Below are 14,181 nucleotides of genomic sequence, written 5' to 3'. Positions count from 1 at the left end.
TGTTGCATCACAGAGTTCCTCGGCGTGTCTTCCTCCCCGTCACAGGGGAGGAAGACACGCTCCGGCGCTATCCGAGCTCGCCGTGCAGGTATGCGGCGTAGGCCGGCAGGTCGAGCTGCCCGTGCCCGGACAGTCCGATCACGATCACCTCGGGCCCGGTCACGGTCCGCGCGTACTCGGCGGCCGCCGCGAGGGCGTGGGCCGACTCGGGGGCGGGCACGATGCCCTCGCTGCGGGCGAACTCGACGGCCGCCGCGAAGGCGTCGGTCTGCGCGACGGCCGTGCCCTGCACGTATCCCAGTTCGACGGTGTGGCTGAGCAGCGGCGCCATGCCGTGGTAGCGCAGCCCGCCGGCGTGGATGGGGTCGGGGATGAAGTCCTGACCGAGGGTGTGCATCTTGAGCAGCGGGGTGAGGCCGACGATGTCGCCGTGGTCGTAGCGGTACTCGCCCTGCGTGATGGACGGGCACGCGGCCGGCTCGGCGGCCACCACCCGCGTCGTGGCGCGACCGTGCAGCACGTCGCGCAGGAACGGGAACGACAGGCCGGCCAGGTTGGAGCCGCCGCCGGCGCAGCCGAACACGACGTCGGCCTGCTCCTCGCCGGCGGCGCGCAGCTGGGCGACGGCTTCGAGACCGATCACGGTCTGGTGCAGCACGACGTGGTTGAGCACACTGCCGAGCGCGTACCGGGCGGCGGGGTCGCCGGCGGCGACCTCCACGGCCTCGGACACGGCGATCCCCAGCGAGCCGGGGGTGTCCGGCTGTTCGGCGCGCACCTTGCGGCCGGACGCGGTGAGTTCCGACGGGCTCGAGTGCACGGTGCCGCCGTACACCTCGATGAGGTGCCGGCGGTACGGCTTGGACTCGTACGAGGCGCGCACCTGCCACACCTCGAGATCGATGCCGAACTTGGCGCATGCGAACGACAGCGCGCTGCCCCACTGGCCGGCGCCGGTCTCGGTCGTCAGCTTCTTCACGCCGTCGAGGGAGTTGTAATACGCCTGCGCCAGAGCCGAATTCGTCTTGTGGCTGCCCACCGGGCTCACGCCCTCGTACTTGACGTAGATGCGGGCGGGGGTGCCGAGTGCGCGCTCGAAGGACCGGGCCCGCAGCAGCGGCGTGGTGCGGTAGGTCGCGTACGCCTCCCGGACGGGTTCGGGGATCGCGATGTCGGTCTCGGTGGACAGCTCCTGCTCGATCAGGCCGGCGGCGAACAGCGGTTCGAGGTCGGCGGCCGTGACCGGTTCCCTGGTGCCGGGATGCAGGTGCGGCGGCGGGGCGTCGGGCAGATCTCCCGCGATGTTGTACCAGTGGGTGGGAATGCTGACGAGCTCCGACACCGGAAGGTCCTTTCGTCTGTCGAGAGTGGAACCGGTTCAGTGTGCCCCCCGTCGCGCGTGGCCCGTCCGGCGGAGGGCTCGCGGTGTCGACAGAAATATGTAGACCGGTCTATTATTTTGCCGTGACCACCAAGGGAGCACGCACGAAGGCGCGCATGATCGACACCACGCTGGAGCTGATCCAGACCCGCGGCTACCACGGCACCGGCCTCGCCCGCATCACCGACGCCTCCGGTGCGCCCCGGGGCTCGGTGTACTTCCATTTCCCCGGCGGCAAGGACGAGCTCGTCGTGGCGGCGCTGGACCGGGTGGGTGCGGAGTTCACCGGCCTGCTCGAGGCGCTGCTGGCCGAGGGGCGGACCGCCGCCGAGATCGTCGCCGCGGTGTTCGACGACCTCGCCGCCCGGCTCGGGCGATCCGGGTTCGCGGCCGGCTGCGCCGTCGCCTCCGTCGCCGTCGACGCCGCCACCGACAACCCCGTTCTGCAGCAGAGCTGCGCCCGCGTCTACGAGTCGTGGCGGGTGGTCCTCGAGCGGGTGCTCGTCCGCGACGGGATGCCCGATGCCGCCCGGCTCGCCGGGGTGATCGTCAGCCTCGTCGAGGGCGCGACCACCGTCGCCCGTGCCCGGCACGACGTGACCCCTCTGGTGGACGCCCGTGCCGTCGCGCTCGACCTCCTCGGAGCCGCGCGATGAGCGCCGCGGTGGTCTTCGGCGCGACGGGGTTCATCGGCCGCGGCCTGCTGCGGGAACTGCTCACCGACCCGGACGGCGACGATCTCGTCGTCGCGGCGGTGCGGACCGCGGAGTCGGGGGCGCGGCTGCGCGACCGGCTCGTGTCCGGCGGGGTGCCGCTGGACCGGCTCTCGGTCCATGTGTTCGATCCGGGCTCCGCCGAGCTCGTCCTGGATCCCGTGGCGGCGGACGTGCGCGACGTCTACAACCTCGCCGCCGCGTTCGCCTTCGGGATGACGGCCCGGGCGGCGCGTGAGGTGAATGTGGTTCTGGCCGAGAAGATCACCCGATTCGCGGCCGCTGCCGGCGCGCGCCGGCTGGTGCACGTCAGCGGTTACCGCGTCGCGGCGTACCCGGCCGTGCCGGCGCCGTGGCCGCCCCGGCACCGGCGCCGGATCTACCGGAGGTTCGGCGCATACGAGGCGTCGAAGATCGAGGCCGATGCGGTGGTGCGTGCACTCGCCGCGGAGCTCGGGGTCCCCCTCACGGTGGTCAACCCCGGGACGGTGATCGGCGACTCCCGGACCGGGGAGGCCGATCAGTACCTGGGTCTCGCGGAGCTGGTCGTGCAGCTCGCCCGCGGGCAGCTGCGCGCCGTGCCCGGCTCGCGGCGCACCGTGCTGCCCGTCGTCACCATCGACCACCTCGCGCGCTTCCTGGCGCTGATGCCGCGGGACCCGGAGACGGCGGGGCGTGCCTACTGGGTCCTCGACGACGCCACGCCGCCGCTGCCCGAGCTGGTCGCGCTGGTCGCCGACGAACTCGGGGTGGCCGCGCCGCGCCTGCGGATACCCGTCGCGGCGCTGCGGGCTCTGCCGGCCCGCCTGACCAGCGCGGAGAAGGAGACCCTGAGTTTTCTCAGCGCCGACACCTATCCGACGGCGCCCGCCACCGCCCTCGGGCGCCGGCACGGGCTCGAGTACCCGCCGGTGCGGCCGGCGCTGCGGCTGTGGGCCCGCCACGTGGCGGCGACGGCACCGGATGCGGCGTCCGGATAGGGTGGTCGGGGACCCTTGTCCGGCGCTGTGGAAGGGTCATGGCCGTCCATCCGATAAACTGCAGGTCAAATGAGTGATACTGTGCAAGACCCCGAAGCCGACACCGCTACCCCCACGTTCGCCGATCTGGACATCGACGCCCGTGTGCTGCAAGCGCTTTCGGATGTGGGCTACGAGACCCCGTCGCCGATCCAGGCGGCCACCATCCCGCCGCTGCTGGAGGGGCGCGACGTCGTCGGTCTCGCGCAGACCGGCACCGGCAAGACCGCCGCGTTCGCGGTGCCGATCCTGTCGCGGATCGACACCGCGGTGAAGCGGCCCCAGGCACTGGTCCTGGCTCCCACCCGTGAGCTCGCCCTGCAGGTCGCGGAGGCTTTCGGTAAGTACTCGGCGCACATCCCGGGTCTGCACGTGCTGCCCATCTACGGTGGCCAGAGCTACGGCGTGCAGCTGTCCGGGCTGCGCCGTGGCGCGCACGTCATCGTGGGCACCCCCGGACGTGTGATCGATCACCTCGCCAAGGGCACCCTCGACATCTCCGAGCTCGAGTTCCTCGTGCTCGACGAGGCCGACGAGATGCTCACCATGGGCTTCCAGGAGGACGTCGAACGGATCCTCGCCGACACCCCGGAGACCAAGCAGGTCGCGCTGTTCTCGGCGACCATGCCGGGCGCGATCCGCCGGCTGTCCAAGCAGTACCTGCACGACCCGGTCGAGATCACGGTCAAGTCGAAGACGACGACGTCGGCGAACATCACCCAGCGCTGGGTGCTCGTGTCGCACCAGCGCAAGCTCGACGCCCTGACCCGGATCCTCGAGGTCGAGCAGTTCGAGGCGATGATCCTCTTCGTCCGTACGAAGCAGGCCACCGAGGACCTCGCGGAGCGGCTGCGAGCCCGCGGTTTCTCGGCCGCCGCGATCAACGGTGACATCGTGCAGGCCCAGCGCGAACGCACCATCGGCCAGCTCAAGAGCGGTGCGCTGGACATCCTCGTCGCGACGGACGTGGCGGCCCGCGGTCTGGACGTCGACCGCATCAGCCACGTCGTGAACTACGACATCCCGCACGACACCGAGTCCTACGTGCACCGCATCGGCCGCACCGGCCGCGCCGGGCGCAGCGGTGACGCCCTGCTGTTCGTCGCCCCCCGCGAGCGGCATCTGCTCAAGGCGATCGAGCGGGCCACCCGGCAGCCGCTCACCGAGATCCAGCTGCCGTCGGTGGAGGATGTCAACGCCCAGCGCGTCGAGAAGTTCAACGATTCGATCACCGAGGCGCTCACGTCGGATCACCTGTCGCTGTTCCGCACGTTCGTCGAGGACTACGAGCGCGAGCACGACGTGCCCCTCGCCGACATCGCGGCGGCGCTGGCCGTGCTCTCCCGCGACGGGGAGTCGTTCCTCATGGAGGCCGAACCCGAGCCCGTGGCGCCGCCGCGGCGGGAACGCGAGCCGCGGGAGCGGCCGCCGCGCCGGTTCGACGACGACGGTGCGTCACGCGTCGGGCGCGACGGGCAGGAAATGGCGACCTACCGCATCGCCGTGGGTAAGCGGCACCGGGTGGTGCCCGGCGCGATCGTCGGCGCCATCGCCAACGAGGGCGGCCTGCGCCGCAGCGACTTCGGGCACATCAGCATCCGCCCGGACCACAGCCTCGTCGAGCTGCCGAAGGACCTGTCGTCGGAGACGCTCGAGGCGTTGCGCGGCACCCGCATCTCCGGGGTGCTCATCCAGCTGCAGCCCGACAGCGGCGCACCGGCGGGTCGGCCGTCGACCTACCGTCAGCGCGACGACCGCGGCGAACGCCGTCAGGGTGAGCGCAAGGAGTACGGCGGCAAGAAGGTCTGGGGCGATCGCGGCGGCCGCAACAAGGACTTCGGTGGGCGCGGCGACCGGTTCGGCGACAAGCCGAACCGCGGATTCCGTGAACGCTCCGGCGAGCGCGGGCAGTCCGGTGGACACGGCTCGGGCGGCCACAGCGGCGGCTACCGCGGGCGCGACTGAGCACAGCGGCGGCTACCGCGGGCGCGACTGAGCACAGCGGCGGCCACCGCGGGCGCGACTGAGCACAGCGGCGGGGCTCACATCTTCCCGTACCGCGCGAGGACGAAGCAGTACGCGCCGTACGCGGCGATACCGAGGCCGGCCGCGACGAGCAGGATCTGACCGAACGGGGCGGTGCCCAGCGTCTTGAGGGCACCGTCCAGTCCCGTCGCCTTGGACGGATCGGTGGTGAACGTCGCGACGAGGACCAGGACGCCGGCGCCGGCGATCGCCAGGCCCTTCGCGACGTACCCGACGGCGCCGAGCGGCTCGGCGTACCGGGGCAACCGCGCCCGGTGCAGGTCGTCGAGGAACTTCTTCGCCGCGCCCTTGTAGACGTGGTAGGCGCCGATTCCGATGATCACCAGCCCGGCCGCGACGAGCAGGACCTTGCCGCCTCCGGACTGCATCAAGCGAGCACTGAGTCCGGCGTTCTGTTCACCGCTCGACTTGCCGGTGCCCCGCGCGAACTGGAACGCGGCCAGTGCCAGCGCCAGGTACGCCACGGCGACGCCGACGGTCTTGACCCGGTCCAGGGCGGACGGTTTCTCGACGTCCGAACGTTTGCCCACTGCGGCCTCGACCAGACGCCACAGTGCCAGCGCCGTGAGCGTCACGGCCAGGATCCACAGGACGATCCGGCCGCCGGGCTGGGCGGCGAGCTCGCCGAGGGCACCGGACTGATCGGCACTGGCCGGATCGCCGAACGCGACCTGGACGACGATGTAGGCGATCAGCAGGTGCACGACCCCGCTCGCGGCCTGTCCGACCCGCGCCACCTTCTCGAACATCGGGTGCTGGGCAGCGCCCGCAGCTCCCGTGCTGGTCTGTTGTCCGGTCACGCGACGGCCTCCAGGATCTCGCGGCGACGGCGCCGGGGCGCCCCGGCAGTGGTGCCTACGGCGAGCCTATCGCGCCGGCGGGGCGTCGTCCGGGTTCGCCGGCGCCGGCTACCGGACCCTGCCGGCCAGGACGTCGGCGGTGGCGCCGTCGACGGATTCGCGGATGATGTCGGCGTGGCCGGCGTGCCGGGCCCATTCCTCGATCTGATGCAGGACCAGGAACCGCACGGAGAGCGGCACGCCCTGGTCCAGCCATCGGGCGATGTCCGCCGGCAGGTCCACCACCCGGCCCAGGTCCGGGTCCGCCCGCAGCACGTCGGCGAAGCGGGCCGCGACTGTGTCGAGCCGGGCGAGCTGATCCGCGACGGTCTCGTCGTCGCGCACCGCCCACCCGGCTGTCCACGCCGCCACCGGGTCCGGCTCGCGGCTCTGCGTCCCGGCGATGCGGTCGGCGGCGGCGACCTCGCCGTCGATCACATGGTTCAACAGCGACGCCAGGCTCATCGCGGAGGCGCTGGGCACGCTGCGCGCCTGGTCCTCGGTCAGGCCGGACAGTGCGTTGCGGAACGCGGCGCGCTGATTGTCGAGAAGCAGGAGCAGCAGATCGGTCTCGTTCGTCGTCATGCGCCCAGTGTGGGAGCCATTGCGGACACCCGCGGTCCTGAATCGGCGAACTGGGTGCGGTACAACTCGCCGTAACGCCCGCCGGCGGCGAGCAGCTCGGAATGGGTGCCGCGCTCGACGATGCGTCCGGCCTCGACCACGAGAATCAGATCCGCCGCGCGGACCGTGGACAACCTGTGTGCGATCACCACGGAGGTCCGTCCGGCCAGCGCCTCCGTGAGCGCCTCCTGCACGGCAGCCTCCGACGTCGAGTCCAGGTGCGCGGTGGCCTCGTCGAGGATGACCACCCGCGGGTGGGCGAGCAGCAGCCGCGCAATGGTCAGCCGCTGGCGCTCACCGCCGGAGAGCCGGTACCCGCGCTCGCCGACGACGGTGTCCAGGCCGTCGGGCAGGGAGCGGATCAGGTCGGTGAGCCGGGCCCGGCCCAGCACCTCCCACAGCTCGTCCTCGGTTGCCTCCGGGCGGGCCAGGAGCAGATTCGCCCGCACGCTCTCGTGGAACAGGTGCCCGTCCTGGGTGACCATGCCGACGGTCCCGCGGATCGACGCGGTGGTGAGCCGGCGCACGTCGACCCCGCCGAGCAGCACGGATCCGGAGTCGGTGTCGTAGAGCCGCGGCACCAGTTGCGCGATCGTGGACTTGCCGGCGCCGGAGGAGCCCACCAGGGCCACCATCTGCCCGGGCTCGGCCCGGAAGCTCACGTCGTGCAGGACCGGTGCGCCGCCGCGGGTGTCGAGCGTGGCCACCTCCTCCAGCGACGCCAGCGAGACCTTGTCGGCGGCGGGGTATGCGAAATCCACGTGCCGGAACTCGACGGCGACCGGGCCGTCGGGGACGGGGCTGGCGTCGGGGGCCTCCTCGATCAGCGGCCGCAGGTCGAGCACCTCGAAGACCCGCTCGAAGCTCACCATCGCGCTCATCACGTCGACGCGGGCGCTCGCGAGTGCCGTCAGCGGCGAGTACAGGCGCGTCAGCAGCATCGCCATCGCCACGACGGCACCCGGCTCGAGCTGGCCGCGCAGCGCGTAGAAGCCGCCGAGGCCGTAGACGAGGGCCAGCGCGAGGGCGGACACGAGGGTCAGGGCTGTGACGAACACCGACTGCAGCATCGCCGTCTTCACCCCGATGTCGCGCACCCGGCGGGCGCGGACGGCGAACTCCGACGACTCCTGCGACGGCCGGCCGAACAGCTTCACCAGCGTCGCGCCGGGCGCGGAGAATCGCTCCGTCATCTGGGTGCTCATCACCGAATTATGGTTGGCCGCTTCACGATTCAGGCGCGCCAGCCGCACGCCCATGTGCCGGGCGGGCACCACGAAGATCGGCAGCAGCAACAGTGCGAGCAACGTGATCTGCCAGGAGATCCCGATCATCACCACGAGCGTGATCGCGAGGGTGACGAGGTTGCCGACCACGCCGGACAGGGTGTCACTGAACGCCCGTTGGGCGCCGATGACGTCGCTGTTGAGCCGGCTGACGAGGGCGCCGGTGCGGGTGCGGGTGAAGAACGCGATGGGCATGCGCTGCACGTGGTCGAACACGGTGGTGCGCAGGTCGAGGATGAGGTCCTCGCCGATGCTCGCGGACAGCCAGCGGTTCAGGATGCCGAGCCCGGCCTCGACGACGGCGATGGCGGCGATCAGCACCGCCAGCCACGTGATCACCGAGAGGTCGGCGCGGTCGACGATGGCGTCGATCACCCGGCCGGCGAGGACCGGGGTGGCCACGCCGAGTGCGGCGATCACCACGCTCAGCAGCAGGTACATGCCGATGTTGCGGCGGTGGGGGCGGGCGAACTCGGCGATCCGGCGCAGGCTGGCGCGCGAGAACGGACGCCGGTCGCTCTGCGCGTGCATCGCGTTGTACATCGCGTTCCACGCGGTCACTTCCATGCTCATGCGGGAGCCTCCTGAAGTCGGTCGCCCGACCGTAGAACCTCGAGTGGACTCGAGGTCAAGCGTAGGTGCGCGGACTGCTGCGGGCTCGCGAGGCCGGCACCGAGTCTGCCCGTTCGTGTAGAACCCGCCACCGGATTCTGCACGTGACCTCCGACAGGGCCCGTCGTCACGGCCGCGCACGTAGGGTCGGAGCATGGCACCGAAGATCGCAACGGCGGACCGCGTGGACCGCGACCGGCTGCTCGAATTCGTCCGCCCGCGCCACCGCGGCACCCTGGTCACCACCCGGTCCGACGGCCGGCTGCAGATGTCCCCGGTCACGTGCGGGCTGGACGACGCCGGCCGCATCGTGATCGCGACCTACCCGGAACGCGCCAAGGTCGTCAACATCCGCCGCCGCCCGGCCGTGTCGATCCTGATCCACTCCGACGACTGGAACGGGCCCTACGTCCAGGTCGACGGCACCGCCGAGGTGATCGACCTGCCGGACTCGGTCGAGCCCCTCGTCGAGTACTTCCGCGCCGTCGCCGGGGAGCACCCCGACTGGGACGAGTACCGGGAGGCGATGCGCACGCAGGGCAAGTCGCTGATCCGCATCACCGTCGAGGACTGGGGTCCGGTCGCGACGGGCGGTTTCCCGCCCGGCCGGGCCTGAGCCGCCCGATCAGCGAGCGACGTCGACGACCAGCCGCGTCGGGTTCGTCAGCGCGTACACGGCGAACGGCGTGTTCGGCTCCGCGACGCCGACGAACGACTGGGTCACGCCCTCGAAGACGCCGGAGCCGTTGACCTCGACGACCGAGCCGCCCGGCTGCGCGAGCACCGGGTTGGGGCCGGAGTACGGTTCGACCCCGCTGTCGAACGGATACGCGGACCCGTCGATGAGCACCTGCAGGATCGCGCCGCCGGCGACGGCCACGTCGTTGCCGCTGCCGTCCTGCACCGCCCGGTCGACGTATCCGACGCGCCACCCCGGGGTGCCGGTGCCGCCCATCTCGTACACGACCCGGTCGAAGTTCTCGTGCCGGCCGGTGCGGATGTCGGTGACGGTCAGCTTCGCGCCGGCCGAGGCGGGCGACGTCTTGTCCGATGCGTCGGTCGGCGCGGGTTCGGGGGTCGGCGACGAGTCGGCGGACCCCGACCCCGACGAGATCGTGGAGGTGGCGGTGCTCGCCGACGCGGACGGTGCCGGGCTGTCGGCGTCCGAGCAGCCCGCAAGTACCAGCGCGGCGGCGGTGACGGCGAAGGCGATCCGGGCGTGCTTCATGAGCAAGATGTTACGGCTGTGACGGCCCGGTCTCCGGGAGGCGTGCCTCACCCGAGCAGTTCGCGCAGGTAGGCGACATCCTCGGCGATCCCCTCCGCCGGGGTCTCGAGGACGATCGGCGCGTCCGCGGCCCGGCACACCGCCACCAGCAGGCCGGGGTCGATCGTGCCGGCGGCGATGTTGGCGTGCCGGTCCCGGCCGGAGCCGAAGCCGTCGCGGGAATTGTTCAGGTGCACCAGATCGATCCGGCCGGTCGCGGCCCGTACCCGCTCGACGACATCCACGAGGTCCTCGCCGCCCGCCCACGCGTGGCAGGTGTCGAGGCAGAAGCCCACGTCGTAGTCGCCGACGGCATCCCACAACCGCGCGATCGCATCCACGTGCCGGGCCATCGCGAACTCGCCCCCGGCGGTGTTCTCGATCAGGACGGGCACCGCGAACCCGCCCTTGTCCTCCTGTCGCTCGAACAGCTTGCGCCAGTTCTCCACGCCCGCGGCGACCTCCTCGCCGGACCGGACGTGGCCGCCGTGCACCACCAGGCCGAAGGCGCCGATCCGGGCGGCCGCCTCGGCGTGCTCGGCCACGGCCTTGCGCGACGGCATCCGCAGCCGGTTGTTCGTGCTGGCCACGTTGATCACGTAGGGGGAGTGCACCACCACCGCGACGTCGGAATCGCGGATCTGTTCCTCCCGGGGGTGCGGGCCCGGCTTCGTCCACTGCTGGGGATCGCCGAGGAACAGTTGCACCAGGTCTGCGCCGACGCGTTCGCCGCAGCCGATCGGATCGTCGTCCTGCCGGACGTGTGCTCCTATCCGCATGGTCTCGACGGTAGCGCCCGGCGGCGACGCAGGAGAACCTCACCGGGACGTCACCGGGCGCACCCTGAGAACCGTCCGGCGCGGAATCCGGGACGTCCCCGATGGTGCCCTGTCGGAAAAGTCAGGAAGATGGTGGGCATGCCAGCCCACACCGCCACTGCCGCGCGCGCAATCGACCTGAGAAAGATCTACGGAACCGGTGAGACCGCCGTCCACGCCCTCGACGGGGTGAACGCGGAGTTCGCGGCGGGGGAGTTCACCGCCATCATGGGTCCCTCGGGTTCGGGGAAGTCGACGCTGATGCACTGCCTCGCCGGCCTCGACACCGCCACGTCCGGTTCGGTGGTCCTCGGCGACACGGACCTGACCGACCTGTCGGACAAACAGATGACGCAGCTGCGGCGCGACCGCATCGGCTTCGTCTTCCAGGCGTTCAACCTGGTGCCCACGCTCACTGCACTCGAGAACATCACGCTGCCCGTCGACATCGCCGGCCGCAAGGTCGACCGCGAATGGCTGGACACCGTCGTGAACCGCCTGGGACTCGGCGACCGGCTCGACCACCGGCCCGGGGAGTTGTCCGGCGGTCAGCAGCAGCGCGTGGCGTGCGCCCGCGCGCTCGCCGGCCGGCCCGAGATCATCTTCGGCGACGAGCCCACCGGCAACCTCGATTCCCGTTCCTCGGGCGAGGTGATGTCGATCCTGCGGGCCGCGGTCGACGAGTTCGGGCAGACGGTCGTGATCGTCACCCACGATCCGCGTGCGGCCAGCTACGCGGATCGGGTGGTGTTCCTCGCGGACGGGCGCATCGTCGACGAGATGCGCGACCCGACCGCCGACTCGGTCCTCGACCGGATGAAGCAGTTCGACGCCGTCGCCGTTCCCACGGCGAAGTAGGGCGAGCCGATCATGAGTGCGAATCCCATCCGCAGGGTTGCCCTGCGCAATCTCGCCGCCCACAAGGTGCGGCTGCTGCTGACCGTCCTGTCCGTGGTGCTCGGCACCGCGTTCGTCACCGGCTCCTTCGTCTTCACCGACACCCTGCAGCGCACATTCGACAGCATCTTCGCCGACGCCGCCAAGGGCGTCGACGTCCGCGTCAGCAGCGAACAGCAGGGCGCGAGCGGCGTCCCCGACTCCGACGTCGCCGTCGTCGCCGCGGTCCCCGGCGTGCGGACCGTGGTGCCGGCGTTCGGTGGGCCGGTCATCGTCCTCGACTCCGAGGGCGCGGCCATCCAGACCGGCGGCGCCCCCAGCGAGGGCACCGCCTACCTGCCCCCCGACCAGCAGCTCGGCGACCCCAACGAGTTCGTCGCCGGACAGCCGCCCGCCGTCGACGGCGAGATCGCGCTCAACTCGAGCGCCGCCGAGCGTGCCGGACTGTCCGTCGGGGACCCGACGAAGATCCTCGCCGCCTCGGCCGGGATCGTCCCGGTCACGGTCAGCGGCATCTACGACGTCGAGACCGACACCGGCGGCTACGTCGGGGCGATGTTCACCGAGAACCAGGCCCGCACCCTGTTCACCGACGGCACGCACGTGCAGTACATCGACGTCGCCGGCGACGGTGTGCCCGCGGACGAGCTGCGGGACCGCATCGCCGCCGCCGTGCCCGGCCAGAAGGTCCAGACGGGCGCCGAGGTCAGCGAGGAGATCAAGACCGAGATCGAGGAGGCGCTGAGCTTCCTGAACTACTTCCTGCTCGCGTTCGGCGCGATCGCGCTGCTGGTGGGCACCTTCATCATCTACAACACCTTCTCGATGATCGTTGCGCAGCGACTGCGGGAGCTCGCGTTGCTGCGGGCGATCGGGGCGAGCCGCAGCCAGGTGGGCCGGTCGGTGAACCTCGAGGCACTGGTCGTCGGGATCGTGGGCAGTGCCCTCGGCATCGCCGGCGGCGTGGCCCTGGCCTACGGGCTGCGCTCCGCGCTCAACGCGTTCGACGTCGGCCTGCCCTCGGGCCCGCTGCAGCTCGCGCCGCGGACCGTGCTCGTGGCCCTGCTCATCGGCGTCGTCGTCACCGTGGTCAGCGCCTACGCGCCGGCCCGCCGCGCGAGCAAGGTCCCGCCGGTCGCGGCCATGCGGGAGGAGTCCACCGCGACCGTCGAGTCGCTGCGGCTGCGGACCGTCATCGGAGCCGTCGCCGCCGTGGCCGGTGCCGTCACCGTCGTCGTCGGCGCCCAGGGCACCGGCGGTGGCGCGGCCTCCACCGTCGGCGTCGGGGCCTTCGCCCTGATCATCGCGGTCCTGCTCGCGGCGCCCGCGCTGTCGCGGCCCTTCGTCGCGGGGCTCGGCGCGGTGTTCGCCCGCCCGTTCGGGGCCGTGGGCCGGCTCGCCCGCACCAACGCGGTGCGCAACCCCCGCCGTACCGCCGCCACCGCCTTCGCGCTCACGCTGGGTCTGATGCTGGTGTCGGTGATCGGGGTGTTCGGCGCGTCCGCCAAGGAGAGCGTCAACTCGCTCGTCGACACCGGCGTCAAGTCCGACTTCATGCTCACCGGACCGCAGATGATCGGGGTGCCCGTGGGGGCCGCCGCCGCGGCGGCGCGGGCCGAGGGCGTGGAGGAGACCATCGCGATGCACGGCGTCCCGGCGCGCATCGGCGACGAGGACACGTTCGGCGTCGCGCTGTCCGGCCCCCTCGGCGACGTGCTCGAGGTCGACGTCACCGAGGGCCGGGAGGACGTCGCCGGCACCGACCTGCTGGTGTCGCAGACCACGGCGGGCGAGAAGGGCTGGAAGGTCGGCGACGCGGTCACCCTCACCAGCCGCGACGGCGAGGACGTCGGCACGACGGTGAGCGGCATCTTCGCCGACAACCAGTTGCTCGGCTCGTGGGTCGTCTCCGAGGAGGTCTACCAGCAGTTCACCCCGCCTGCGTCGCGCTCGGACTTCGTGGTGTTCGTGAACACCGCGGCCGGCAGCGATCCGGAGACGATCCGCACGGCGCTCGAGGACGCCACCAAGCAGTTCGTCGTGGTCCAGGTGCTCGATCGGGAGCAGTTCAAGGGCCAGCAGGCCGCCCAGATCGACACGCTGCTCGCCGTGCTCTACGGGCTCCTGGCGCTGGCGGTGGTCATCGCGGTCCTGGGCATCGTCAACACCCTCGCCCTGTCGGTGGTGGAGCGGCGCCGGGAGATCGGCATGCTCCGCGCGGTCGGCATGCAGCGGGTCCAGGTCCGCCGCACGATCTACATCGAGTCGATGCTCATCGCGGTGTTCGGCGCGGTCGTCGGTCTGGTGCTGGGCCTGGCGTTCGGCTGGGGCTTCGTCCGGACGCTGGCCGACCAGGGCCTCGACAAGATCGCCGTCCCGTGGGGGCAGGTGATCGCCATGCTCGTCGGTTCCGGCGTGGTCGGTGTGCTCGCCGCCCTGTGGCCCGGCGTCCGTGCCGCACGCACGCCGCCGCTCGAGGCGATCTCCGACATCTGACGCGACGGGACCCCCGCCCGTCTCCCTCCGCCCCCGGTGCCCCGCGCGCCGGGGGCGGAACTCGTGCTGCCGCAGGCGCGACCCGGCCGCGGTGACCGGGACCCTCGTCTCCGGACGTGAGTTGTCCACAACCGGCCCGTTCTTCCACAGTTTCACGCCGGCGGCAGTGCGCCCCGCCGCGGC

At 71.7% G+C, this 14,181-nt stretch carries 12 protein-coding genes; 6 read left to right on the top strand and 6 right to left on the bottom strand.

Translation table 11 applies throughout. From position 1 onward, the window contains the following. Positions 1-67 precede the first annotated feature (67 nt). On the bottom strand, positions 68-1,342 hold the full coding sequence (locus JYA75_RS23155) for a TrpB-like pyridoxal phosphate-dependent enzyme (RefSeq protein ID WP_168579390.1): 1,275 nt from the start codon (positions 1,340-1,342) through the stop codon (positions 68-70). Between the two features lie 122 nt (positions 1,343-1,464). On the opposite strand from JYA75_RS23155, the gene JYA75_RS23150 reads away from it, so the two are divergent. The 3 genes from JYA75_RS23150 (at position 1,465) to JYA75_RS23140 (ending at position 5,078) form a co-directional block, all read left to right on the top strand. Further along, positions 1,465-2,037 (top strand): TetR/AcrR family transcriptional regulator, encoded by a 573-nt coding sequence (locus JYA75_RS23150; protein ID WP_168579391.1) that lies wholly within the window; start codon positions 1,465-1,467, stop codon positions 2,035-2,037. Next, positions 2,034-3,074 (top strand): SDR family oxidoreductase, encoded by a 1,041-nt coding sequence (locus tag JYA75_RS23145; RefSeq protein ID WP_203329429.1) that lies wholly within the window; start codon positions 2,034-2,036, stop codon positions 3,072-3,074. The genes JYA75_RS23150 and JYA75_RS23145 overlap by 4 nt, the downstream gene beginning before the upstream one ends. Positions 3,075-3,143: 69 nt before the next feature. Further along, positions 3,144-5,078, top strand: a complete 1,935-nt coding sequence (locus JYA75_RS23140) for a DEAD/DEAH box helicase (RefSeq protein WP_203329428.1) — start codon at positions 3,144-3,146, stop codon at positions 5,076-5,078. A gap of 77 nt (positions 5,079-5,155) precedes the next feature. Here the strand turns inward: JYA75_RS23140 and JYA75_RS23135 are convergent, their stop codons facing one another. The 3 genes from JYA75_RS23135 to JYA75_RS23125 all read right to left on the bottom strand — a co-directional run bounded on the left by JYA75_RS23135 (position 5,156) and on the right by JYA75_RS23125 (position 8,481). Then, positions 5,156-5,959: a DUF1206 domain-containing protein gene (locus JYA75_RS23135; RefSeq protein ID WP_029542535.1), complete on the bottom strand. Its 804-nt coding sequence runs from the start codon at positions 5,957-5,959 to the stop codon at positions 5,156-5,158. A 108-nt stretch (positions 5,960-6,067) separates the two neighbouring features. After that, positions 6,068-6,583: a DUF664 domain-containing protein gene (locus JYA75_RS23130; protein WP_006938667.1), complete on the bottom strand. Its 516-nt coding sequence runs from the start codon at positions 6,581-6,583 to the stop codon at positions 6,068-6,070. Beyond that, positions 6,580-8,481 carry an ABC transporter ATP-binding protein gene (locus JYA75_RS23125; protein ID WP_185713666.1) on the bottom strand — a complete coding sequence of 634 codons (1,902 nt, stop codon included), beginning with the start codon at positions 8,479-8,481 and terminating at the stop codon, positions 6,580-6,582. The genes JYA75_RS23130 and JYA75_RS23125 overlap by 4 nt, the downstream gene beginning before the upstream one ends. 193 nt (positions 8,482-8,674) lie before the next feature. On the opposite strand from JYA75_RS23125, the gene JYA75_RS23120 reads away from it, so the two are divergent. After that, complete coding sequence (locus tag JYA75_RS23120) at positions 8,675-9,136, top strand: PPOX class F420-dependent oxidoreductase (RefSeq protein ID WP_006938665.1); 462 nt, start codon at positions 8,675-8,677, stop codon at positions 9,134-9,136. A 9-nt stretch (positions 9,137-9,145) separates the two neighbouring features. On the opposite strand, the gene JYA75_RS23115 is transcribed toward JYA75_RS23120, so the two are convergent. Both JYA75_RS23115 and JYA75_RS23110 read right to left on the bottom strand, forming a co-directional pair. Next, complete coding sequence (locus tag JYA75_RS23115; protein WP_006938664.1) at positions 9,146-9,748, bottom strand: hypothetical protein; 603 nt, start codon at positions 9,746-9,748, stop codon at positions 9,146-9,148. A gap of 47 nt (positions 9,749-9,795) precedes the next feature. Continuing rightward, positions 9,796-10,566 carry a deoxyribonuclease IV gene (locus tag JYA75_RS23110; protein WP_006938663.1) on the bottom strand — a complete coding sequence of 257 codons (771 nt, stop codon included), beginning with the start codon at positions 10,564-10,566 and terminating at the stop codon, positions 9,796-9,798. A 138-nt stretch (positions 10,567-10,704) separates the two neighbouring features. Here JYA75_RS23110 and JYA75_RS23105 point away from each other — a divergent pair, with 138 nt between their 5' ends. After that, the gene (locus tag JYA75_RS23105; protein WP_029542537.1) at positions 10,705-11,463 is read left to right on the top strand and encodes an ABC transporter ATP-binding protein; all 759 of its coding nucleotides are present in this window, start codon (positions 10,705-10,707) and stop codon (positions 11,461-11,463) included. Positions 11,464-11,475: 12 nt separating this feature from the next. Next, positions 11,476-13,998 carry an FtsX-like permease family protein gene (locus JYA75_RS23100; protein ID WP_006938647.1) on the top strand — a complete coding sequence of 841 codons (2,523 nt, stop codon included), beginning with the start codon at positions 11,476-11,478 and terminating at the stop codon, positions 13,996-13,998. Positions 13,999-14,181 lie beyond the last annotated feature (183 nt).

Source organism: Rhodococcus sp. PSBB066 (assembly GCF_017068255.1).
GTDB lineage: Bacteria > Actinomycetota > Actinomycetes > Mycobacteriales > Mycobacteriaceae > Rhodococcus > Rhodococcus aetherivorans.
The sequence above is the reverse complement of the archived record's forward strand: the minus strand, read 5'-3'. Positions and strand labels throughout refer to the sequence as shown.

What these genes read in the sequence shown, in the direction of transcription:
- JYA75_RS23145 (WP_203329429.1), top strand. Translation starts at nt 2,034, where the DNA reads ATGAGCGCCGCGGTGGTCTTCGGCGCGACGGGGTTCATCGGCCGCGGC.
- JYA75_RS23140 (WP_203329428.1), top strand. Translation starts at nt 3,144, where the DNA reads ATGAGTGATACTGTGCAAGACCCCGAAGCCGACACCGCTACCCCCACG.
- JYA75_RS23130 (WP_006938667.1), bottom strand. Translation starts at nt 6,583, where the DNA reads ATGACGACGAACGAGACCGATCTGCTGCTCCTGCTTCTCGACAATCAG.
- JYA75_RS23125 (WP_185713666.1), bottom strand. Translation starts at nt 8,481, where the DNA reads ATGAGCATGGAAGTGACCGCGTGGAACGCGATGTACAACGCGATGCAC.
- JYA75_RS23120 (WP_006938665.1), top strand. Translation starts at nt 8,675, where the DNA reads ATGGCACCGAAGATCGCAACGGCGGACCGCGTGGACCGCGACCGGCTG.
- JYA75_RS23115 (WP_006938664.1), bottom strand. Translation starts at nt 9,748, where the DNA reads ATGAAGCACGCCCGGATCGCCTTCGCCGTCACCGCCGCCGCGCTGGTA.
- JYA75_RS23110 (WP_006938663.1), bottom strand. Translation starts at nt 10,566, where the DNA reads ATGCGGATAGGAGCACACGTCCGGCAGGACGACGATCCGATCGGCTGC.
- JYA75_RS23105 (WP_029542537.1), top strand. Translation starts at nt 10,705, where the DNA reads ATGCCAGCCCACACCGCCACTGCCGCGCGCGCAATCGACCTGAGAAAG.
- JYA75_RS23100 (WP_006938647.1), top strand. Translation starts at nt 11,476, where the DNA reads ATGAGTGCGAATCCCATCCGCAGGGTTGCCCTGCGCAATCTCGCCGCC.